Source organism: Sulfitobacter noctilucae (assembly GCF_000622365.1).
In the GTDB taxonomy this organism is placed as follows: domain Bacteria; phylum Pseudomonadota; class Alphaproteobacteria; order Rhodobacterales; family Rhodobacteraceae; genus Sulfitobacter; species Sulfitobacter noctilucae.
This window is the reverse complement of sequence record NZ_JASC01000014.1, coordinates 1,338,366-1,359,839: the sequence shown is the minus strand read 5'-3', so window position 1 is coordinate 1,359,839 and position 21,474 is coordinate 1,338,366. Positions and strand designations below refer to the sequence as shown.

Genomic DNA, 21,474 nt, shown 5'->3' with positions numbered 1-21,474 from the left:
CCTCAAAAGCCGTACCGCATTATCAGATGTGCGATTTGGGACGAGAATTAACAGGGTAATGCGGCAAAATTTAGGAAAATGGGCGTGGAAATGTGGCGGGGATTGGCGGGTTTAGTGCCTCTTCTGTGCGTGCGAGATCAGGAATTGCGCGGCGTCGCGGGTCACGGGGCGGCTTGGTTCTGTCATGAGCAAGCGGCCAAAAAGGGCACGGTAGGGCTCCTTTTGTAGCAGTTCGGCAAAGCGCGATTTGCGCCAGGCCACGGCGTGTTCATGCAGTTGACCAAGAACCGGATCGGATTTAAGCGACGCCAGTTCTGCCGCACGCTGGGGGGCCAGCGCGTTGATGGACGTATCAGTGTCGATGTTGAAGTTCCGTTCAACAAAATAGTCGAGGCCGAGCATATCATCCGAATGTACGGCGCGGCCCCGGTCCGATTTGAGAACAAAGGATTCGAGCGCGCCGAGTGGATAGTGATTCAACTGGACCAGCGCATAATTGTCCTGTCCGTAGTTGGAAAAGATGCGTTTGGTGGCGAATGCGTCAGGCAGGGCGCGGCCGGCACCGTCGAACCACCGCGCTTGGGACAGTTTGGCCTCAACCGGATCGCGGGGTCGGTGCACGCCGGGTTTGCGGTAGGTGCCATCGTTGCGGTACAGTGTCTTGAACATTGCAGCACGCCAGGGCCAATACATGACCCTAGGTGCGCAGCGGGTGAATGTCTCAAGAATTGGGGTATCTTGGTACCTGATTTGACCTGAATAGCCGAAGAGTCGCCATGTCAGGGTGATCGCTGTCGCCTCCGGCAGGGCGGCATGGAGGGCGGTAAGCGTATGATCGCCGGTATGGATATTCACAAATTCATCGACGTCCAGGGGCAGGATCCAGTCGGCCTCACGGACCTGTTTTAGCTTTGCAGCCATTTTGAGCGCGGTAAACTGAATGCCGCCCTTGTCGTAGGGGCCGTCGTTTCGGATATGCGTGATCAGGCCCATCTCGGCCAGACGGTCCAGCATTGCATCGGTGCCGTCGGTGCAATCGTTCGAGAACACCAGAAAATCGTCGAAACCTACGGCGCGGTGATGGGCCAGCCATTCCAACAGAAAGGCCGCCTCGTTGCGGACGCACAGGATGGCGAGGTGGGTCATTTACCAGCTTTTGCGAAAGGCAAGCACTTTGCCGTGGCTGCCGCGATGGTAATAGGCGAGGCCCGCATCCATGAAGGCGCGGAACACCTTGTTGATGCCTTCAGGGCCGATCCATTGGGGATGGGTTTCGATGATGGCGGCGCGCAGGTCGGTCAGATCGATGGAAGGGATCAGATCGACCTCAGCCCCTTCGATGTCGCAGATCAGGACAGTGGCACCGATGTCGTCAAAGGTGGTTTTGGCGTTCAGCACGTCGACCTTGGTGGCGGGGGGATCAATTTCGCCCTCAAGTACTTCCAAAGAGGAGCCGAGCATCGGCTCGCGCACATAAAAGTCGGCAGTGCCCTTGCGCGGGCCAAGAATGGCGTTGGTGACATGAGCATTCGTCACCCCGTTGGCCGCATGGACCGAGTGGATATAGGGGATCAGGTTCGGGTTCGCCTCGAACACATGGACCGATTTGATGGCGCGTTTGGTGGCGACCAGCGTGGACATATAGCCGATGCCGCCACCCAGTTCGACCACCACATCATTTTCGCGCACCGTGCGTAGGGCGGCTTCGGTCTCTTTGGCCTCATAGGCATTGTCACGCAGCAAACGGCGGACTTTCCCCTGCATGATTTCGGGGTGTTTCGGGAAGCGCATGCCGCGCGAGCGGATGAAGCCGGTGGGTTCGGGTGAGGTCTGGCCGTCCATGATCAGCTCTCCATATCCAAAGACAGCGCATAGGCGACGCGCTCTGTCTCGTTCAGTTTCACGCCCAAAGCCTGTTGATAAAGGTCGCGGAATTCAGGCATTTTGTGCAGCTCTTCGGCTTTGGCCTTGTGCCACGCCAGCCCGTCTTGATGCGCTTTTTTGAGCTGTGGGTCCGCCATCAGACGGTCATATTCGGCGCGCAGGCGCGGGATGTTGCGTTTGATGGTGATGTCGCGGAAGTCGGACCAGTCCATGCGGATCCAGTAGTTTATCCCGATGGAGCGGTCCACGTGCAGGGCACGACCGCGCTGGCGTTTGATCAGAAAGGACTCAGCCGAGCGCAGCGCGTAGTGGTTGAGTTGCAACAGGTCATAGCCCACGTTGTTCTTGGACGACCGCCAGCCGTTCCTGACGACATCACGGGTCATGTCGCGCCCCGATCCATTGACCCATTTTACCTGTTTTTCAAAGGCTTCGTCCAGCTTGTTCGGGCGATGACAGCTGATTTTTGCATAGGCCCCAATGTTGCGGAACATGGTCTTGAAGCCCCAGACGGTATGTGGCTTGGGACAGTATTTCGGGGCGCAGGCATCAAACTGGTCAATGACAAAATCATCATTCAGTTCGGTCACACCGTTATGGCCGAAAAGCCGCCACGTCATTGCGATGTTGGTGGCATCAGGGACGGCGGCAAAGAGATCGTCCAGCGTGCCGTTGCCGGTACGCACGTTCATGAATTCGTCCACGTCGATATGGGCGATCCATTCGGCGTTTTGTATCAGCGGTTCTTTGAGCGATCTGTTCAGCGCGTGCTGCTGGGGGGAGTTGCCCTTCCAATTGTCATTGTTGCGATGTTCGACGATGCCCATTTCCATCAGGCGGGCCAGCATCTTGTCGGTGCCATCGCTGCAATCATTGGAGTAGATCAGAAAATTATCGACTCCGATGGCGCGATGGTAGGCGATCCATTCAACGATATAGGGGGCCTCGTTCTTCATGCAGCCGACGATCACATTGCCGGTGCTGCCAGGCTTCAGAACACGTGGCGGCAGCGGGGTATAGGCGGCGGCAAGTTCTTCTTCGTTTACCGCACCGAGATTGTTGTGAGGTTTGAACTGGGTCGACAGCACCATCTGGTGATTGACTTTGACGCGGTCAAGAAGGCGCTTCTTCGCGGCGGCTTCCTCGGTGTCAGCGGTGCCTTCGATCAGCAATTCCTCAAACTTTTCAGATGCTTCTTCGGCAGCGGTGGCTTCGGCACGCTTTTCGGCCACGGGGGTGGAATGTTTTTGCAGCGCATGGGCAAAGGCCGCGAGGTATTGCGTCGCGCGAAACCCGCGCGTGGGGTCGGCCTCTTCCCAAGGCTCTGCCGGATTATCGGGTTTAAGAGCGGTCTTAAGATCGGGGAAGCGTGTGATCAGGGTTTTGTTCGCGGATGTGAAATGACCCGAGACCGCGGCCAGACTGCCCGCTGCAATTGGGTCCCCGGGCACGCGGACGGTGCGATGCACCTGGCTCCACATCTCGCGGGGGATGATGATATCGCGGGCTTGGGACAAGCGGATCATCACATCGTTCATATGCCGCATGCGGGTCAGCGAGGCGCTGGCCTCTGGGGAAAATATGGGGTCTATTTCGGATTTACCAAAGTTGTTTTCAATGCCGAGGCTGGTGCAGAGTTCTGCCATACCATCGGGGCTATTCAATTTCGGCAAGTTGAGCGGGCGGAAGGTGACATTCCCTTTGCCGAAAGGTTTTTCCCACGCCGCCAACAGTGCTGCGTAATCCAGCCAGAAGGGCGGAGCTTGCACATCGTTAAAAATGCCAGCGAAGGTATCGTTTGCGCCGCGCTGCGCCAATGCCCCTTGCCACCAGTCTTTTTCTTTCGCTAGATCAATCTCTTGGCGCAGGCTATGGCGGCGGCCCTCAAGTATGGCATAGGTGTAGTGATGGATCAGCAGACGGGCCTGTTCGTCCAGATGGGCGACGATCTGGATGTCATCGAAATAGGGCGACAGCAGAGTATGCAGCCGCTCAAGCTCCTCAGGCGCAGAAAGCAGATTGCCCAGTTGGGCCGAGGCGAGCACCACATGATCGGCCTTGATTTCGGCCAGCTCGGTCTGAAACAGGGTATGGAATTCCGACGTCAGTGTCTTTTGCACCAGTGGGTTGTCCAAGCCCCGTTTGAACCGCAGCACGCTGACCTCTTCGGGTTGTGCGCAAGCCGCATAAAGGCGCACATGGTTCCAGTCGGGCACTGCGATGCCGGCTTTTTCAAGCTTGGCGGCATGTTGCTTGAACAGCCCGCGAAACCGCATCGCGGCTTTTTCGGTCGGTCCGATCATCAGGGTCAATCTCATTGCGCTGCTGCCCCTGGTTTGCCGACGTTGCTTTGGCCCCACCAGGGCAGATCAATGTTCAGATAGGCGCTGATCTTGGCCTGCGCGTCAGGGTCTTCGATGTCGTAGGACATAAACCTGTCAGACCCTTTGAAAATCTGGTGGCAAAAGGCGTAATGCCCTTCCATCCACCGCGCGATATCGGCCTCGGATCCTCCAAAGCCGCGCGGCAGACCGGGGATGTCGGCTTTGGGCAGGCGTTGTTTGCCCAGATTGTTCCAGCGCATCATCGAATCCGCAGTCTTTACCGGATCGCGCATGGTCAGGATGAATTTCACGCCCGGATGATGTGTTGCGATGGCGCTGAGGAGGCCCCAATCCGTCTGTGGCCAAAGAGAGCGGTCATCGCGCACGGCAGACATTTCATTGATCACATCGAATTCGCCCAGCCGCGCAAAGGGATCACCGGTGGCGAAATAATCTTCATAGATGATCTTGCCCAGATGCATGCGCGGAATATCGGTCCGAGTGGATTGGCCGGGGCGGACGCGCCAGTCCGCCACGGTCAGGCCCGCATGGCGCAGTGCGTCCGTCAGCGTGGTGGTCCCGGTCTTGGGCAGAGCAATGTTCACAACGCGCATCCGGGTCATGGGGTCTGTCCAATTTCAAAACCGATCTCGGCGCGGATAGCGGTTTCAGCGGCCGAGTAGGGCGAGGCATCGCGCAGCTGCTGCTGCATCGCGCGGTAGCTATCTTGCGCCAGCAATTCATCGCGTTTGGCGATATGCAGTGCTACGGCTTCATCATGCAGCGCAGCAACGCCGTCCAGCGCTTTAAGGCGGTCCATCTCGGCCTGCAGTGGCTCAGCATAGCGCTGGATACTGTCATCGAGATAGCTCGCGTCATTGCGTTCGGACCAATAGCTATCGGCAAAAACGCGACGTTCGCGATTCACATCGCCGCGGTCGTTCTTGACCAGATAGCTGTCAAGCGAGCGCAGGGCGTAGTGGTTCAACGTAGCAAACTGGCGCGCACCGTGGGCGGGAAATGCGCGGATGCGCCGTCTGCCTGCAGCCTTGCGGAAGGGCCGCGGGACCTGGCGGCCAGAGCCATCTGTCCATTTGGGTTTTGACCTGCCATCATTGTGAAACGGACGGTGCGCGCCGAAATACTCGGTCGGGAAATCCTTCCTGACAAGAGTTTTGACTTCAATCGCAATTTCCGCCCCCCAAATGTCGTGGCTATGGCTTCTTACGAACTGGCTGATGACCGGCTCATCGACAAATTCTTCTACCCCGCCGTTGGCCATGAACTGGAAGGTGACTGATATCGCCTGCGGGTCGCCGCAAGCCTTGATCAGCGCGGGCAGGCTGTGATCGCCCACATGGATGTTAATGAATTCGTCCACATCCGCGATCCAGACCCAATCGGCCTGTTTGACCAAACGGTGCTGCTTGGCAGCTTTCAGCGCCTGCATCTGGTAGTTGCGGGTGGTGGCGGGGTTGGGCAGGTGTTCGACTATCCCATGATCTTGCAATGCATCCAGAAAACGGTCCGTCGCATCGGTACAATCGTTTGAATAAAATAGAAAATCCGTTACACCGATGACGCGGTGAAACGCAATCCATTCCAACAGGAAGGGGCCCTCGTTCTTGACGCAGGTAACCGCAGTAATGCGCATTTCAGCGGTTCCGCAGGCTGCGGCGGGTGGGGTATCCGGGTTTCATATCCGCCTCCGGGTTTCGGGTGCATCATGCCCCGAAACCTCTCATTCTTTGTGAAGATTATGACAGTTGCCCCGAATCGCGTCAATCTTGCAGGTGCGGGCGCGCAGCCGCGTGACAAATCGGCCAAGATGCGCCCTTGACCCTGCCCATCGCAAATGCACGAATGCACCATCGGGGAGAGTTGTATGAGCGATATTTCAAGCATTGATGGCGTACAGGCGATGCTGGCTGAACAAGGCTATGTTTGTGGCCGTGATCTGGGCACGGTGGTGTTTTTAAGCCTGCGGTTGGGCCGTCCGCTGTTTCTGGAAGGCGAAGCAGGTGTCGGCAAAACCGAGATCGCCAAGGCGCTGGCCGCAGGTTTGGACCGCAAATTGATCCGGCTACAGTGCTACGAAGGTTTGGATGCATCCTCGGCGGTTTATGAGTGGAATTTTCCGGCGCAAATGGTGGCGATCCGTGCCGCGGAAGCCTCGGGCGAAACTGACAAAAAGGCGCTTACAACCGAACTCTTCAGCGATGATTTCCTGATCGAGCGTCCGCTTCTGGAGGCCATGCGCCCGGACCCACGCGGTGCCCCAATCCTGTTGATTGATGAACTTGACCGCACCGATGCCCCGTTCGAGGCCTTCTTGCTGGAAGCGCTCAGCGATTTTCAGGTCACAATCCCCGAGATGGGCACGATCAAGGCACCAGAGCCGCCCATCGTGATCCTGACCTCGAACCGCACCCGCGAGGTCCATGACGCGCTGAAACGGCGCTGCCTCTATCATTGGGTCGACTACCCCAATTTCGAGCGCGAAATGGAGATATTGACCGCCCAAGCCCCTGAAGCCGCTGAAAGCCTCAGCCGAGAGGTGGTGGCCTTTGTGCAGCAGCTTCGCACTGAAGATTTGTTCAAGAAACCCGGCGTGGCCGAGACGATCGACTGGGCGAAATGTCTGCTCGCACTGGATGTGCTGATGCTCTCGCCCGAAGTCATCGCCGATACGCTTGGCGCGGTGCTGAAGTATCAAGATGACATCGCCAAACTGCACGGGTCAGAGGCGAAACGCATCCTCGATCAAGCCCGCGCAAGCCTTGAACCGGCCTAAGATGCCCGTCTTTCTCTTTTTGGCCTTATATCCCGCGGAGGTCTGGAGGCAGAGCCTCCAGTCAACCCACTATGGTTGAACTCCCCGGCCTCGAATTGCCCGAAAACCCGAAACTTGCGAGCAACATCACCCATTTCGCCCGTGCTTTGCGTCGGGCAGGCCTGCCCATCGGTCCGGGCCGGGTGATCGACGCCATTCGCGCGGTCGAGGCAGCAGGCTTTACCGAGAAACGTGATTTTTACTGGACACTACATGCCTGTTTCGTGAACCGGCCTGAACACCGCAGGGTCTTTGCGCAGCTTTTCCGGCTTTATTGGCGTGATCCGCGATACCTGGAGCATATGATGGCGGCCATGCTGCCGGCGATCCGCGGCGTGCAGGAGGACCGCCCCGCACAGGCGGCGGAGAAACGCGCGGCAGAGGCGCTGCTTGACGGTGCAGAGGCTCCGCCAAAGGACGATGAGGGGGAGACCCCCGAAGAGGATGCGCTGATCGAGGTTGATGCCAGCCTGACCATGTCGGCGGCAGAGCGGCTCAGGACGCTGGATTTCGAGCAGATGTCACTGGCCGAGATGGCAGAGGCCAAGCGCATGCTGGCGCGGCTGGCGCTGCCCGTGAAACCCTTGCCCTCGCGACGCGGGATGGCGGCACCCTTGGGCCGGATTGATGCTGCCCGGTCGATGCGCGCGGCCCTCAGGCGCGGCGGAGAGATGGGTGTGCTGGCCTACAAGGTGCCGCGCCCGCGCTATCCTAATCTTGTGGTGCTTTGCGATATTTCCGGCTCCATGAGCCAGTATTCACGCGTCATCCTTCATTTTCTGCATGCGGTCAGCAATGCAAAGGGTGCCGGATGGGCGCGGGTTCATGCGTTCACTTTTGGCACACGGTTGACCAACATCACCCGCCATCTGGCCACCCGTGATGTGGATGCGGCGCTCGCGGCAGCGGGGGCCGAAGCACAGGATTGGGAAGGGGGAACGCGGATCGGTGCGTGTATCGAGGCGTTCAATCGTGACTGGTCGCGCCGCGTGATGGGGCAGGGCGCAGTGGTGCTGCTGATCACCGATGGTCTGGACCGCGACGCGCCCGAAGATCTGGCGCGGCATATGCAGCGGCTGCACCTGACCGCGCGGCGGGTGATCTGGCTGAACCCCCTGTTGCGCTGGGACGGCTTTGCCCCAAAGGCCGCCGGCATCCGTGCGATGTTGCCGCATGTCGATAGTTTCCGCGCTGGTCATTCCATCGCATCGCTAGAGGAACTGGCCGCTGCCATCTCTAACCCTAATGATGAGGGCGAAAAGGCGCGGCTGATGGCGCAGACCTAGGGCCTTTCACCCAAAATGCCCTGTTTCGAGCAAAGTAAGGTCCGGTTTTCATGATGGGTTGGCTCAAACCTGTCAGAATGGAAGCCTATGACATTCAACCAAGCCGTCTATAGCGCAATCTGGCGCAAGCCTTTCTCGTTTGCGGGCCGTATGCGGCGGCGCGACTACTGGTATTTCACACTGTTTTGCGCGCTTTACCTTTTGTCTGTTCAGGCGCTCTTCGGGGCCTGGGAGATGCCCTCTTTGCTGGGTTTCCTTGCGTTCCCACAGCACGAATTTTATGCCCTGCGCGTTTTGGGCGGCATTCTTGTGCTGTTGCCGATCATACCGCATATCTGTGCTACGATCCGCCGCCTTCACGACAGCGGGCTATCGGGCTGGGTCTACCTGGGCATCATCGTGACGTGTTCGATTGTGTCTGTGATGTTGGACTTCGGCGGGTAGCTCAGCAGCATAATTGCCTATGGGGCGCTTACGCTTGTGTTGGTGCGGCGCGGCACGTTGGGCGAGAACCGGTTTGGACCTGATCCGGAAAGCGCCGCACAACGGGCAGCAGAACTGGCTGCCGGGCGTCTGTTTCATCCTGATGATACCTGGTTTGCCGTTCCAAAAGGCCTTGCAAAGGCAGGGATTGTGGTTCTGTGCGGTGCGGTGGCGATTGATGTGCTTGTAGCGCGGTCTGCCTCAGCTGAGCGGGCGCGGTTGGCAGAGATTCCCGTGGGCGGTCAGAACGTATTGTTGGGCGTGCCAGACAGCAAGGGGCGCTGGAGCGACCGGGCCGCAGGCGTATGGGCCTTGAATTTCTCGGACGAGATGAACGTATCTCCTGTAGCGCAGGTGACCGCCGGTGGCGGGGCAGGCGGAGTGATGCTGGTGCACCGTGATGGCGTCTTGCACATCGAACAGGTTGGCGTAGCGCCGAAATCCCGGCGCAAGGAGCCGCAGTTGCCCGCAGGTATGGCACCGGATCTGAAGATACTTGTCGCACTGCCCGGTTTCGACCCGTTAGCCGGCGTATTCGCGGATCATCGGTCAGATGCACTCGAGATCACTGTTCCGGTGACACCCATGCAGTTCGAGCACGAGAATGACTTTGGCAAGCCTATGTCGTTCCTGCGCCGGTTCGAGCGAGCCGTGAACTATGAATGTGTTGCGGATCATGAGGTTGGCGACGGCATCACGGCATTGCGGGAGCCTACACCGCAGGAAGCCACTGATCTGGTGGCCCATCACAAGCAGCAACAGACGGTCGGGTTTGGTGCGCGTCAGGGCTGCATCGGCAAGGCGGCGACGTCCGGGACGGCCTATGCCGTACGGGACGAAAAGGGCATGCCGCTTGGGTTCGGAAAGTGCAGTACCCTAGGGGTGGTAACCGCGGACAAGACCTGTGAGTTCACCTTTTGGCTGCCGCAAGAGCACGCGATCACCTACCGTTTTGCAGAGCGTCATCTTAGCGCCCTACGCGAGATCGACTTTTACGCGCGCACGCTGCTACGGGATGCAACCGTAGCACAAAACAGCCGCAATATCAGCGTATTAAGGCGCTTGTATTAAGCGGACGCGCCGTGCTGATGGCAGACTTTAGGCGAAGGTTGCGCCAAAAGACGTGCGGTAGACGGCAGACAGTTTCTCAAGCGGGGACGACACGCCGCCAAAGGTTACATCGCTGCCGCCAAACTTGCCCACGGATGTCAAAGTCAGCCCCGCCTGTCCGGCAGCGATCATCAGCGCTTCTGCTTGGTCAAACGAACAGGCGATCAGATAACGCGCCTGATCTTCGCCAAAGAGCGTTGGCGTATCGGCGGCGTCAAGTATCACTCCAACGCCAGCTTTCTCGGCCAATTCAAAGGCCGCAAGCGCAAGGCCACCATCGCTCAGATCGGTGCAGGCCTTGATCATCTCGCGGTTGGCGCGGATGAAATCGCCATGTGCTTTCTCGGTTGCCAGATCAACCGCCGGCGCGTCGCCTTCGATCCGCCCAAAGACTGTCGCGAGCAGGGCCGATTGTCCAAGGTGACCTGCAGTATCGCCCAAGACCAATGCCACATGACCGTCGCGCACATCGCAGCCGATGATATGGTCGGGGTGATCAATCAGGCCCACCGCACCGATGGTCGGTGTTGGCAGGATGCCGGTGCCGTCGGTTTCATTATAAAGCGAGACGTTGCCGGACACGATGGGCATATCGAGCGCAGAGACTGCTTCGCCAATGCCTTTGATCGCGCCGACAAACTGGCCCATGATCACGGGCTTTTCTGGATTGCCGAAATTCATGTTGTCGGTTGTTGCAAGGGGTTTGGCCCCCACTGCGGTCAGGTTCCGGTAGGCTTCGGCAACGGCCTGTTTGCCACCTTCGACCGGGTTTGCCATCACATAGCGCGGGGTCACATCTGAGGTAAAAGCGATGCTTTTGTCGGTGCCATGTACGCGAATGATGCCCGCACCAAGACCCGGCGTGCGGGCGCTGTCGGCCATGACCATGGTGTCATATTGTTCAAACACCCAATTTTTCGCCGCGTAGTTCGGATCAGAGATCAGCGCCGTAAGACCGTCGATGGGGTCGACACCGGGAACATCCGCCAGCGGCTCGGCTGCGGGTGTTTCGACCCAAGGGCGGTCGTATTCGGGGGCGGTAGAGGCGAGTTTGCTCAGCGGCAGATCGGCTTTAAGCTCACCATCCAGCATGATGAGGAAGCGGTCTTCGGCCAAAGTCTCGCCCACGATGGCGAAATCGAGGTCCCATTTGTCAAAGACGGCTTTCGCTTCCGCTTCCAGTTCAGGCTTTAGCACCATCAACATGCGCTCTTGGGATTCCGAGAGCATCATCTCGTAGGCGGTCATGTTCAATTCGCGGGTGGGGACTTTTTCAAGGTCAAGCCGGACGCCAAGCCCGCCCTTGTCGCCCATTTCTACCGCAGAGCAGGTCAGGCCCGCGGCACCCATGTCCTGGATAGAGATCACGGCACCTGTGGCCATCAGTTCAAGCGTGGCTTCCATCAGACGCTTTTCGGTGAAGGGGTCGCCGACCTGCACCGTGGGGCGTTTCTCTTCGATGGTATCGTCGAACTCGGCAGACGCCATCGTGGCACCGCCAACGCCATCGCGGCCGGTTTTCGCACCAAGGTAGACCACAGGCATGCCGACGCCCGAGGCCGCAGAATAAAAGATCTTGTCCGCATTCGCGAGACCTGCGGCAAATGCATTGACCAGACAGTTGCCGTCATAGGCTTTGTCAAAGCGGACTTCGCCACCGACTGTCGGCACACCAAAGCAGTTGCCGTAGCCACCCACGCCTGCGACCACCCCATGCACAAGCTGGCGTGTCTTGGGGTGTTCCGGGCGACCGAAGCTGAGGCTGTTCATCGCCGCGATGGGGCGTGCACCCATGGTAAACACATCCCGCAGAATGCCGCCCACGCCTGTCGCGGCCCCTTGGTAGGGTTCGATGTAGCTGGGGTGATTGTGCGATTCCATCTTGAAGACCAGCGCCTGACCATCGCCGATATCGACCACGCCTGCGTTCTCGCCCGGGCCGCAGATGACCTGAGGGCCTTCGGTGGGCAGGGTACGCAGCCATTTTTTGGAGGACTTGTAAGAGCAGTGTTCATTCCACATGGCCGAAAAGATGCCCATCTCGGTATAGTTGGGGGCGCGGCCAAGTATGTTGTTCACTTCTTGCCATTCGTCATCGGAAAAACCGTGAGCGGCAATTACATCGGCGGTGATGGCTGGATCAGTCATAGCGTCCCCTTGGGCAGTGGTTGCCTGCTTTTAGGCGAGGGCCGTGCCGAGGGAAAGGCTGTTTCAAGCCATGCGTCCCGGATAGATCGCAGAACGCAACCTCGTGCTTGTTAAACGCGAAGCTGACTGCGGCTTGAGAAGGTAATTGGGGCCGGGCAAAAAAAAGGCCGAGCACGAAGCTCGGCCAAGTCCAACAGGGAGGTGTAAATCGGGTTTCCCTCAGGAGCCGCTTTACATGATGCTGAATTAGGCGGCACATTGCCTCCGATCAAGTCAAAGCTGCGCTTTTCCCTCTCATAGCCGATATGCAGTGAGCGCATGGCTCATTCCATGCGGCCCTTGCCGTCTTTCAGAAGCTTGCGATAGGTGATGATCTCGTCCTGTACGAAGTCCTTGAAAGCTGCGACCCTTTTCGATTGCCGCAGCTCTTCGGGATAGGCGAGAAAGACCGGAACATCGGCGGATGCCACTTCTGGCAGCACCTGTACCAGTTCGGGAAAATCCTGTGTCAGATAATCGGGCAGCACGCCTATGCCGATGTTATGCAGCACACCTTGAAGCACACCGAAGTAGTTGTTCACCGTCAGGGTAGAACGCACATCGTTCATCATCAGCTCTCTGATAAGCTGTAGCCCGGCCCCGACCTGATCGCTGTCCGTGTTCTGGCAGATCAAGCGGTGACTGGCGATATCCTCAATCCGGGTAGGGGTGCCGTTGGCGGCCAGATAGCTGGGCGAGGCATAGAGGCTCATGTGGATCATCATCAGCTTTTTACGGATCAGATCGGCCTGTGATGGCTCTTTCATGCGGATGGCGACATCGGCCTCTCGCATTGGCAGGTCCAGCACGCGCTCTTCCAGCATCAGGTCGACCTTGAGGTCGGGGTATTTGTCGTAAAGTTTCGAGAGCCGGGGGGCGAGCCAAAGCGTGCCGAAGCCGGTGGTCGTGGTGACGCGCAATTCACCAAAAACCTCTTCTTCGCTGTCACGGATGCGCGCAGAGGCGGCGTCGAGACGTTTGGACATCGCTGCGGTCGCATCAAACAGAAGCTCGCCCTGTTCGGTAAGAATCAGTCCGCGGGCATGGCGGTGGAACAGGTTTGTGTTTAGTTGTTCCTCCAGCCCTCTGACCTGACGCGACACCGCCGATTGCGATAGGTTCAGCCGGTCGCCCGCATGGGTTAATGACCCCGCGTCCGCGACAGCGTGAAAGATGCGCAATTTATCCCAATCCATCGTACGAGCCTTCCGTTGGGTGATCCTAAGGTCAGCACCCGATTCGCTATGTCATAGCTTATAGGTGCTAACATTGCAGGGCGGAGGGGGAAATTCTGCGTGATACTGCCATAATAACCGCTATACAGGTCAGGCTTTATGACCTATTATGCGCCTAGAACTGTGCAAGACTGACGGAACTTAGGGAGGCCCGCCATGACGACGCAAAAGATTTCACTCAATGACCGTTTCGATCTGGAAAGAAGCCCTGTGCTGTTGAATGGCACGCAGGCGCTGGTACGGATGATGCTGATGCAGGCGGCGCGTGACAAGGCGGCGGGGTTGAACACCGCCGGTCTGGTAACGGGCTATCGCGGGTCGCCCTTGGGGGCGGTGGACATGCAGATGGCCAAGGCCGAGAAGTTCTTGCATGCTCATAACGTCACTTTTCAGGCCGGTTTGAACGAAGACCTTGCAGCGACCGCTCTTTGGGGATCGCAGCAGGCCGAGGTGCGCGGTGAGGGCAAGTATGATGGCGTCTTTGGCCTGTGGTATGGCAAGGGGCCGGGAGTGGACCGATCCGGCGATGTGATGCGCCATGCGAACATGGCGGGCACGTCGGCACATGGTGGTGTGTTGATGGCCATGGGAGACGACCATACCGGCGAATCCTCTACCGTTTTGCACCAATCCGAATTTGCCATGATCGACGCCTATATGCCTGTGGTCAGCCCCGCAGGCGTACAGGAGATTTTGGATTACGGCATCTATGGCTGGGCGCTCTCGCGCTATTCGGGACTCTGGGTGGGTCTGAAGACGATGAAAGACACGGTGGAGGTGACATCGGTGGTGGACGGGGATCCGCACCGAATGTCCTTCGTCACGCCGGAGTTCGACATGCCGCAGGATGGGTTGAACATCCGTCTGGTGGACGAACGCATCGCGCAGGAAGCACGTCTGATTGATCACAAGCGCTATGCGGCAGAGGCGTTTTCCCATGCCAACAAGATGGACAAGCGGGTTTGGGGCAAAAAGGGTGCCAAGATCGGCTTTGTCGCGGCGGGCAAGAACTGGCTTGATCTGCTCCACGCGCTCAGCTTGCTGAATATCGACGAGAACGAAGCCGAACGGCTGGGCATCACAACCTATAAGGTGGGCCAGACCTGGCCGCTGAACATGCGCGGTTTCCATGACTGGGCAGAAGACCTCGACCTGATCGTGGTCGTCGAGGAAAAGCGCAAGTTGATCGAAGTGCAGATCAAGGAAGCGCTTTTTGACGATGACATGCGCCACCGCGTTTATGGGGGGCGGAAGAACGGCAAGGAATTCTTTACCGCGCGCTGGGCGCTGGACCCTGTGGATATTGCGCAGAAGCTGGGTGAGGTTCTTTGCGAAGAAGGCCGGGATACCGATGGCATCAAGGCCGGGCTGGCCCGCCTGGACGAAGCACGCCGCAGCGACAACGCCGAAGAAATCGCGGCGCGCTTGCCGTACTTCTGTTCGGGTTGCCCGCATAATTCATCGACCAAGGTCCCCGAAGGCAGCCGCGCCTATGCCGGCATCGGCTGTCACTTCATGGCGCAATGGATGGACCGCGAGACTTTGGGGTTCACCCATATGGGCGGTGAGGGGGCAAACTGGATCGGTGAGGCACCGTTTTCCACCCGTGCCCATGTCTTCCAAAACCTTGGTGATGGCACCTATAACCATTCGGGCGTTCAGGCGATCCGTGCGGCCATCGCCGCAAAGACCAACATCACCTACAAGATTCTGTACAACGATGCGGTCGCCATGACGGGCGGCCAGCATAATGAAGGCGATCTGGATGCGCCGCGCATCGTGGCCGAATTGAAGGCGATGGGGGTTAAGAACCTGGCTGTGGTCTATGACGAGAAAGAAGACGTGGATCCTGCGGCTTTCAAAGGTGTGCCGATGCATGAACGCGCCATGCTGGACACGGTGCAAAAGGACTTTGCGACCAAGGAGGGTGTGAGCGCCATTGTCTATGTGCAGACCTGCGCCGCCGAGAAACGCCGCCGCCGCAAGCGTGGGCTGTTTCCGGACCCCGACAAGCGGTTGTTTATCAATACGGATGTCTGCGAAGGCTGCGGTGATTGCGGTGTGCAATCGAATTGCGTGTCGCTGGTGCCTGCCGAGACCGAGCTGGGCCGAAAGCGGGCGATTGATCAATCGTCCTGTAATAAGGATTTCTCTTGCATCAAAGGGTTCTGCCCGTCGTTCCTGACGCTCGAAGGGGCAAAGCTGCGCAAAGATCCGACAACGGAAATTGCGATCCCCGATCTGCCGATGCCGGAAATTCCCGCGATCGATGGCACCCACAACGTCGTGATCACCGGTGTCGGTGGCACGGGTGTCGTGACCATCGGTGCTGTCTTGGCGCAGGCCGCCCAGTTGGATGGCAAGGGCGCTGGCATGATGGAGATGGCGGGGCTGGCCCAAAAGGGCGGCGCGGTGCATATCCACTGCCGTTTGGCCAACGATCCGGCCGATATTTCAGCCATTCGCGTGGCAACCGGAGAGGCCCACGCGCTGATCGGCGGTGATCTGGTCGTTTCTGCCGGGGCCAAGACGCTGGGGCTGACACAAGCGGGGCGCACAGGGGCGGTGGTCAATTCGCACCAGATCATCACCGGCGATTTCACCCGCGATACGGAGTTCCAGATGCCCTACGACCGGCTGACGCTCTCGCTTGAGGCGCGGCTGAAAGAGGATGTCACGCTCTTTGATGCCTCTGATCTGGCGAAAGCTGCGCTGGGCGATTCAATCTTTTCCAATATGATGATCTTTGGCGGTGCCTTTCAAAAAGGGCTGATCCCGCTGACGCTGGATAGCATCCTCGAGGCGATCCGCCTGAATGGCGCGGCGGTGGAACGGAACCTCCGGGCGTTTGAGCTGGGGCGCTGGGCGGTGCTTTACCCCGCCGAAGCGGACCGTGTGGCCGAACCGAAAGTCGTGCAGCTGCCGAAAACACTGGACGAAAAGATCACCTTCCGCATGGATCATCTGACGGCCTATCAGGGGAAGCGGCTGGCCAAACGCTATGCCAAGATGGTGCAATCCATCGCCGATCCGGCTGTCAAGGCGGCGGTGGCCGAAGGCTATCACAAGCTGGTGTCTTATAAGGACGAATACGAAGTGGCGCGGCTGCTTTTGAGCAGTCGTGAGAAGGCAAAGGCAGAGTTTGAGGGAGACTTCAAAATGTCCTTCAACCTCGCCCCGCCGATGCTGTCGAAAACCGGTCCCGACGGGCGGCCCATGAAGCGCGAATTTGGTCCTTGGCTGGAAAAGCCGTTACGGCTGATGGCCAAGCTGAAAGCTTTGCGCGGCACGCCGTTGGATATTTTCGGCTATACGGCAGAGCGCAAGATGGAACGGGCGCTGATCAAGCAGTACGAGACCGACATGGCCGAAGTCTTGCCCATGCTGAACGACCAGACCCGCGACGCCATCGTTGCCCTTGCGGAGCTTCCCAAACAGATCAGAGGGTTCGGACCCGTCAAACAGGCATCTGAGGCGAAAGCGGCCAAACGGCGCGAGGAGTTGCTGGGCGTGATCCGGTCGGGCGGGCCGCAGATGGCAAAAGCTGCGGAGTGATCTGTCACAGCTTTGTTGCATAGGGGCGGTAAGAGGCGGTCAAAGTCGCCCGAGGTGCCGCCCATGCCTGCCACAACCCGCGAGATCAGCTATGCCGCAACGGCGACGTCGCCCGCCAGCCGTGCGCTGATCCGGTTGTTGGAAAACAGCACCGGGCGATTGGGGCTGATCAGGCGCGCTGCAGGCTATGAAGCCGAGGTGCAAGCGGGGGCCTGCTTTTTCGAGGTTATGGCGGCACGCTATGGGTTAAGCCTTGAAGTGATGCGCGGATCACTTGACCTTATCCCCCGCGAGGGGCCGGTGATTTTCATTGCCAACCATCCCTATGGCATTCTCGACGGTTTGATGCTGGGACAAATGATGAGCCGCACGCGGAAGGATTTCCGCATCATGGCCCATTCAGTGTTTGACCGCGCTCCTGATTTGCAACGCTATCTCCTGCCGATCAGTTTCGGTGATCAAAAATCCGATCTCGCGCTGAACCTTGCGACGCGGCGCCGGGCGCTGGCGCATCTGGGGCAGGGCGGCACGGTGGGCTTGTTCCCAGGTGGCACGGTTAGCACCGGGGCGCGTCCGTTCTCGAAACCGATGGATCCGGGCTGGCGCAATTTCACGGCGCGCATGATCGCCAAGTCAGAGGCACAAGTGGTGCCGGTCTATTTCGAAGGCCACACCAGCCGGATGTTCCAGATCGCCAGCCATCTTCATGCAAGTTTGCGCCTCGGGCTGTTGATCAAGGAGTTCCGGGCCCGCGTGGACACACCGGTGCGCGTGGCCATCGGTGCGCCGCTGGGGCGTGATGTTTTGGACCCGCTGGCAGGAGATGCAAAAGCCATGATGGATTTCCTGCGCAAAGCCACTTATGAGTTGTCAAAAGAGCCAGTCTCGTCGTTTGAGCATGGCTTTGAATTCGAGCAACATCATCGCGCCTGAAAGGGCTTCATTGGCATGGCAGTAGGGATATTTGACAGCGGATTAGGCGGTTTGACCGTTCTGAGCGCGATACAGGAACGTCTGCCGGAGCTTGATCTGGTCTATCTAGCCGACAGCGCCCATGCGCCTTATGGCGTGCGCACGGCTGATGACATCTTTGATCTGACCACTGCAGCTGTGCAGCGGCTGTTTGATGCGGGCTGTGATCTGGTGATTCTGGCGTGTAACACGGCCTCGGCGGCGGCTTTGCGCCGGATGCAGGAAGCCTGGGTGCCGAATGACAAGCGGGTGCTTGGCGTCTTTGTGCCGCTGATCGAGGCGATGACAGAGCGGCAGTGGGGCGACAACTCGCCCCCGCGTGAGGTCGAAGTCAAGCATGTCGCGCTGTTTGCGACACCCGCCACCGTGGCGAGCCGAGCCTTCCAGCGCGAGCTGGCGTTCCGCGCGATTGGCGTGGACGTCGAAGCGCAGGCCTGCGGCGGCGTGGTCGATGCCATCGAAGACGGTGATTTCATTCTTGCCGAGGCTTTGGTGCGTAGTCATGTGGACGCGCTGAAACGCAAGATGCCCGAGCCGAATGCCGCCATCCTTGGCTGCACGCATTATCCCCTGATGCAGGAGACGTTTCAGGATGCGTTGGGCGAAGGCGTAAGTGTGTACAGTCAGGCCAATCTGGTGGCCGCCAGTCTTGCCGATTATCTGGAGCGGCACCCTGATAAACTGGGCAGTGGGTCGCCTGCTTTCCTGACGACCGGTGACCCGGCGAAGGTCAGCAGCCGCGCGACACAGTTTTTGCGACGATCGATCCAGTTTACCGCTGCTTGATTTTCTCCTAAACGCATCCCCAGCAAGGGAATACCACCATGTATAATATCGCCATTCTTGGAGCCTCCGGCTATACCGGAGCAGAGCTTATCCGGCTGATCGCGGGCCATCCTTCCATGCAAATCAAAGCCTTGGGCGCGCATTCCAAGGCGGGTCAGACGATGGCTGAGGCGTTTTCGCATCTGCGCCATCTGGACCTGCCAACGCTTGTCACCATCGACCAGATCGATTTTTCCGAGATTGACCTGTGTTTCTGTGCGCTGCCGCATAAAACGTCGCAAGAGGTGATTGCAAAACTGCCCGGCGACTTGAAAATCGTGGACCTGTCCGCAGATTTCAGGCTGCGCGATCCTGCGGCCTATGAGAAATGGTACGGCAATCCCCATGCGGCCTTGGATCAGCAGGCCGAGGCCGTCTACGGGCTGACAGAATTTTATCGCGATGAGATCAAAGCGGCGCGGTTGGTCGCGGGCACAGGCTGCAATGCGGCCACGGGACAATTTGCGCTGCGGCCCCTAATTGCGGGCGGGCTAATTGATCTGGATGACATCATTCTGGATATGAAATGCGCCGTATCGGGGGCGGGGCGGTCGCTTAAGGAAAATCTCCTTCACGCAGAATTGTCCGAAGGCTATCATGCCTATGCGATCGGCGGAACGCACCGGCATCTGGGTGAGTTTGATCAGGAATTCTCGGTGCTTGCCGGGCGGCCTGTGCAGGTGCAATTCACCCCGCACCTGGTGCCTGCAAACCGCGGTATTCTGGCGACCTGCTACGTTAAGGGCGACGCGCAAGCCATTCATGATGCGATGGTTTCCGCCTATGCGAGCGAGCCATTCATCGAAGTCATCCCTTTTGGTCAGACCCCTAGCACGCGGCATATCCGTGGCTCGAACTTCTGCCATATCGGTGTAACGGGTGATCGTATTGCAGGGCGGACAATCATCACGGCCGCTTTGGACAACCTGACAAAAGGCAGCAGCGGGCAAGCGTTGCAGAATGCCAACCTGATGCTTAATATCGAGGAAACCCAAGGGCTGATGATGGCCCCGCTCTTTCCGTGAGGGACGATGAAAAGCCTTAAGAAACAACGCCGAATTCAGGTTATCGCCGTTGCTGTCATCGCTCTGATCGGCTCTACGGCGCTAATCGGCTATGCAATGCGCGACGGGATCAACTTCTTTCGCGCGCCATCACAGATCATGGCAGAGCCGCCTGCGGCAAATGAAGTGTTCCGCATCGGCGGTTTGGTTGAAGAAGGCAGTTTGGTGCGCGGCGAAAGCGAGACCGTCAGCTTTAGCGTGACAGACGGCGGCGCATCGGTGCCGGTGACCTATACCGGCGTGTTGCCTGACCTTTTCGAAGAAAATCAGGGCATGGTGGGCACGGGCCGCTACATCAATGGCGTCTTTGAAGCCACTGAAATACTTGCGAAACACGATGAAACCTATATGCCCACCGAGGTTGTGGACGCGCTCAAGGCGCAGGGCGTCTATGTTGAGCCCGATACCTGACACCGTACGCTGATGCCATGATGGGTTAACCGTCTCATGTCCTTCTAATCGCCAATTAAAGCGGTCAGGAGAGCAGCATGCAAACGGTCAGAGACATCGCGACAGGCATCGTGGCCCGCGAGGGCGGCTTTGTGAATGATCCCGATGATCCGGGCGGGGCGACGAATTTTGGCGTGACGATCCACACCATGCGCCGTCTGGGCCTTGATCTCACGCGGGATGGCGCGGTGGATGTTGCAGATGTGCGGGCGCTGAGTCGACCACTGGCCACCGACATTTTCATCCAGCATTACTTTGAAAAGCCGCGCATCGGGGAGCTGCCGGTGCCATTGCAGCCCTCGGTCTTTGATATGTACGTCAACGCGGGCGCTAATGCGGTGCGTATTTTACAACAACTGCTGCGCGAGATTGGGATCAATGTGACTGTGGATGGGGTTCTTGGCCCGCAAACGCTTGAAGCAGCGGCGCAGGCCATGGCGGCGGCACCCGATCACCTTGTCGATGCCTACGGGATTGCCCGGCGAAATTACTACTTTCGTCTGGCGGACAAGCGTGTCGCAAGCCGGAAGTACGCGCGGACCAAAGCGGGCGGCAAGGGGGGCTGGATCAAACGGGCAGAGGAGTTCATCTCGGCTCGATACCACCTTAGTCCAGAGGAATTTCAGCAAAGGATCGCATCATGGGGATGATTGAGCGGGTGTTGACGCTGGTGTTTGGCGGGCAAAGCAATGTGGTGCGCGAGACCGTCGAGGTGTTTCGCGAAAACGCTGAGGCGGGTGCGCAGCGCGGGGCGCTGGTGCAGGAACAGGCAATGAAGGAATTCGGACAGGAGTTTCTGATCCCGCGCAAGGGGTGGTTTGATCGCTGCATAGACGGACTGAACCGATTGCCACGCCCGGCGCTGGCTTTGGGCACGTTGGGGCTTTTTGTCTCGGCTATGGTCAGCCCCTTGTGGTTTTCTGAACGGATGCAAGGGATTGCGCTGGTGCCAGAGCCGCTGTGGTGGCTGCTGGGCGTTATCGTGTCGTTCTATTTCGGGGCGCGGCATCAGGTCAAAGCGCAAGACTTCCAGCGGGAGATTGTCGGGAGCGTCGCGCGGGTGCCGCAGGTCCTGCAGAATATCGAAGACATCCGCGGGATGCGCGATCTGACGCCCGAGACGCCAACTGTTGCAGACACCGGCCCGGATGCAGTGCTCGTATCGGCTGCCACCGCACCGGATGCAAATGCCGCGCTTGAGGCATGGCGGCGCAGCCGCCGCTGACTGCGACGCTTTGCGCGAAACACGGGCGCAGATTAGCGTGG

18 protein-coding genes are annotated in these 21,474 nt (G+C 58.7%); 11 read left to right on the top strand and 7 right to left on the bottom strand.

The genetic code is table 11. The annotated features are described in order from the left end of the window. Positions 1-111 precede the first annotated feature (111 nt). Genes Z945_RS0116765 through Z945_RS0116745 form a run of 5 tightly spaced genes read right to left on the bottom strand, consistent with a single transcriptional unit; the run spans position 112 to position 5,862 of the window. Entirely contained in the window at positions 112-1,146 is a 1,035-nt protein-coding gene (locus tag Z945_RS0116765; RefSeq protein ID WP_025053250.1) for a glycosyltransferase family 2 protein, read from the bottom strand. Then, positions 1,147-1,842 carry an FkbM family methyltransferase gene (locus Z945_RS0116760; RefSeq protein ID WP_025053249.1) on the bottom strand — a complete coding sequence of 232 codons (696 nt, stop codon included), beginning with the start codon at positions 1,840-1,842 and terminating at the stop codon, positions 1,147-1,149. A gap of 2 nt (positions 1,843-1,844) precedes the next feature. Beyond that, positions 1,845-4,202, bottom strand: coding sequence for a glycosyltransferase family 2 protein (locus Z945_RS0116755; RefSeq protein WP_025053248.1), 2,358 nt, complete (start codon positions 4,200-4,202; stop codon positions 1,845-1,847). Continuing rightward, a complete protein-coding gene (locus Z945_RS0116750) occupies positions 4,199-4,831 on the bottom strand; it encodes a sulfotransferase family protein (RefSeq protein ID WP_025053247.1) in 633 nt (210 codons plus the stop codon). The genes Z945_RS0116755 and Z945_RS0116750 overlap by 4 nt, the downstream gene beginning before the upstream one ends. Continuing rightward, entirely contained in the window at positions 4,828-5,862 is a 1,035-nt protein-coding gene (locus Z945_RS0116745) for a glycosyltransferase family 2 protein (protein WP_025053246.1), read from the bottom strand. Before Z945_RS0116745 ends, Z945_RS0116750 begins: the two co-directional genes overlap by 4 nt. Before the next feature lie 231 nt (positions 5,863-6,093). Here Z945_RS0116745 and Z945_RS0116740 point away from each other — a divergent pair, with 231 nt between their 5' ends. The 4 genes from Z945_RS0116740 (at position 6,094) to Z945_RS0116725 (ending at position 9,881) form a co-directional block, all read left to right on the top strand. Then, positions 6,094-7,002, top strand: coding sequence for an AAA family ATPase (locus tag Z945_RS0116740; protein WP_025053245.1), 909 nt, complete (start codon positions 6,094-6,096; stop codon positions 7,000-7,002). Between the two features lie 71 nt (positions 7,003-7,073). Further along, positions 7,074-8,327 carry a vWA domain-containing protein gene (locus tag Z945_RS0116735; protein WP_025053244.1) on the top strand — a complete coding sequence of 418 codons (1,254 nt, stop codon included), beginning with the start codon at positions 7,074-7,076 and terminating at the stop codon, positions 8,325-8,327. An 87-nt stretch (positions 8,328-8,414) separates the two neighbouring features. Continuing rightward, positions 8,415-8,771 (top strand): DUF805 domain-containing protein, encoded by a 357-nt coding sequence (locus tag Z945_RS19800; protein WP_025053243.1) that lies wholly within the window; start codon positions 8,415-8,417, stop codon positions 8,769-8,771. Between the two features lie 36 nt (positions 8,772-8,807). Further along, positions 8,808-9,881 (top strand): hypothetical protein, encoded by a 1,074-nt coding sequence (locus tag Z945_RS0116725; RefSeq protein ID WP_025053242.1) that lies wholly within the window; start codon positions 8,808-8,810, stop codon positions 9,879-9,881. Between the two features lie 27 nt (positions 9,882-9,908). Here Z945_RS0116725 and purL read toward each other — a convergent pair whose 3' ends face one another. Then, complete coding sequence (gene purL / locus Z945_RS0116720; protein WP_025053241.1) at positions 9,909-12,068, bottom strand: phosphoribosylformylglycinamidine synthase subunit PurL; 2,160 nt, start codon at positions 12,066-12,068, stop codon at positions 9,909-9,911. Between the two features lie 323 nt (positions 12,069-12,391). Further along, complete coding sequence (locus Z945_RS0116715; protein WP_025053240.1) at positions 12,392-13,303, bottom strand: LysR family transcriptional regulator; 912 nt, start codon at positions 13,301-13,303, stop codon at positions 12,392-12,394. A 195-nt stretch (positions 13,304-13,498) separates the two neighbouring features. On the opposite strand from Z945_RS0116715, the gene Z945_RS0116710 reads away from it, so the two are divergent. From Z945_RS0116710 to Z945_RS0116680, 7 genes are all read left to right on the top strand, one after another. Continuing rightward, the gene (locus Z945_RS0116710; RefSeq protein WP_025053239.1) at positions 13,499-16,897 is read left to right on the top strand and encodes an indolepyruvate ferredoxin oxidoreductase family protein; all 3,399 of its coding nucleotides are present in this window, start codon (positions 13,499-13,501) and stop codon (positions 16,895-16,897) included. A gap of 63 nt (positions 16,898-16,960) precedes the next feature. Continuing rightward, positions 16,961-17,830: a lysophospholipid acyltransferase family protein gene (locus Z945_RS0116705; RefSeq protein WP_025053238.1), complete on the top strand. Its 870-nt coding sequence runs from the start codon at positions 16,961-16,963 to the stop codon at positions 17,828-17,830. A 15-nt stretch (positions 17,831-17,845) separates the two neighbouring features. Then, a complete protein-coding gene (locus tag Z945_RS0116700; protein ID WP_025053237.1) occupies positions 17,846-18,655 on the top strand; it encodes a glutamate racemase in 810 nt (269 codons plus the stop codon). Between the two features lie 38 nt (positions 18,656-18,693). Beyond that, positions 18,694-19,719 carry an N-acetyl-gamma-glutamyl-phosphate reductase gene (gene argC, locus Z945_RS0116695; protein WP_025053236.1) on the top strand — a complete coding sequence of 342 codons (1,026 nt, stop codon included), beginning with the start codon at positions 18,694-18,696 and terminating at the stop codon, positions 19,717-19,719. Between the two features lie 6 nt (positions 19,720-19,725). Continuing rightward, complete coding sequence (ccmE, locus tag Z945_RS0116690) at positions 19,726-20,169, top strand: cytochrome c maturation protein CcmE (protein ID WP_025053235.1); 444 nt, start codon at positions 19,726-19,728, stop codon at positions 20,167-20,169. Positions 20,170-20,246: 77 nt separating this feature from the next. After that, a complete protein-coding gene (locus Z945_RS0116685) occupies positions 20,247-20,858 on the top strand; it encodes a holin-associated N-acetylmuramidase (RefSeq protein WP_025053234.1) in 612 nt (203 codons plus the stop codon). Next, entirely contained in the window at positions 20,849-21,433 is a 585-nt protein-coding gene (locus tag Z945_RS0116680) for a holin family protein (RefSeq protein WP_025053233.1), read from the top strand. Before Z945_RS0116685 ends, Z945_RS0116680 begins: the two co-directional genes overlap by 10 nt. Positions 21,434-21,474: the final 41 nt, after the last annotated feature.

Coding starts and splice junctions, on each gene's coding strand:
- Z945_RS0116765 (WP_025053250.1), bottom strand. CDS start 1,146: ATGACCCACCTCGCCATCCTGTGCGTCCGCAACGAGGCGGCCTTTCTG.
- Z945_RS0116760 (WP_025053249.1), bottom strand. CDS start 1,842: ATGGACGGCCAGACCTCACCCGAACCCACCGGCTTCATCCGCTCGCGC.
- Z945_RS0116755 (WP_025053248.1), bottom strand. CDS start 4,202: ATGAGATTGACCCTGATGATCGGACCGACCGAAAAAGCCGCGATGCGG.
- Z945_RS0116750 (WP_025053247.1), bottom strand. CDS start 4,831: ATGACCCGGATGCGCGTTGTGAACATTGCTCTGCCCAAGACCGGGACC.
- Z945_RS0116745 (WP_025053246.1), bottom strand. CDS start 5,862: ATGCGCATTACTGCGGTTACCTGCGTCAAGAACGAGGGCCCCTTCCTG.
- Z945_RS0116740 (WP_025053245.1), top strand. CDS start 6,094: ATGAGCGATATTTCAAGCATTGATGGCGTACAGGCGATGCTGGCTGAA.
- Z945_RS0116735 (WP_025053244.1), top strand. CDS start 7,074: ATGGTTGAACTCCCCGGCCTCGAATTGCCCGAAAACCCGAAACTTGCG.
- Z945_RS19800 (WP_025053243.1), top strand. CDS start 8,415: ATGACATTCAACCAAGCCGTCTATAGCGCAATCTGGCGCAAGCCTTTC.
- purL (WP_025053241.1), bottom strand. CDS start 12,068: ATGACTGATCCAGCCATCACCGCCGATGTAATTGCCGCTCACGGTTTT.
- Z945_RS0116715 (WP_025053240.1), bottom strand. CDS start 13,303: ATGGATTGGGATAAATTGCGCATCTTTCACGCTGTCGCGGACGCGGGG.
- Z945_RS0116710 (WP_025053239.1), top strand. CDS start 13,499: ATGACGACGCAAAAGATTTCACTCAATGACCGTTTCGATCTGGAAAGA.
- Z945_RS0116705 (WP_025053238.1), top strand. CDS start 16,961: ATGCCTGCCACAACCCGCGAGATCAGCTATGCCGCAACGGCGACGTCG.
- Z945_RS0116700 (WP_025053237.1), top strand. CDS start 17,846: ATGGCAGTAGGGATATTTGACAGCGGATTAGGCGGTTTGACCGTTCTG.
- argC (WP_025053236.1), top strand. CDS start 18,694: ATGTATAATATCGCCATTCTTGGAGCCTCCGGCTATACCGGAGCAGAG.
- ccmE (WP_025053235.1), top strand. CDS start 19,726: ATGAAAAGCCTTAAGAAACAACGCCGAATTCAGGTTATCGCCGTTGCT.
- Z945_RS0116685 (WP_025053234.1), top strand. CDS start 20,247: ATGCAAACGGTCAGAGACATCGCGACAGGCATCGTGGCCCGCGAGGGC.
- Z945_RS0116680 (WP_025053233.1), top strand. CDS start 20,849: ATGGGGATGATTGAGCGGGTGTTGACGCTGGTGTTTGGCGGGCAAAGC.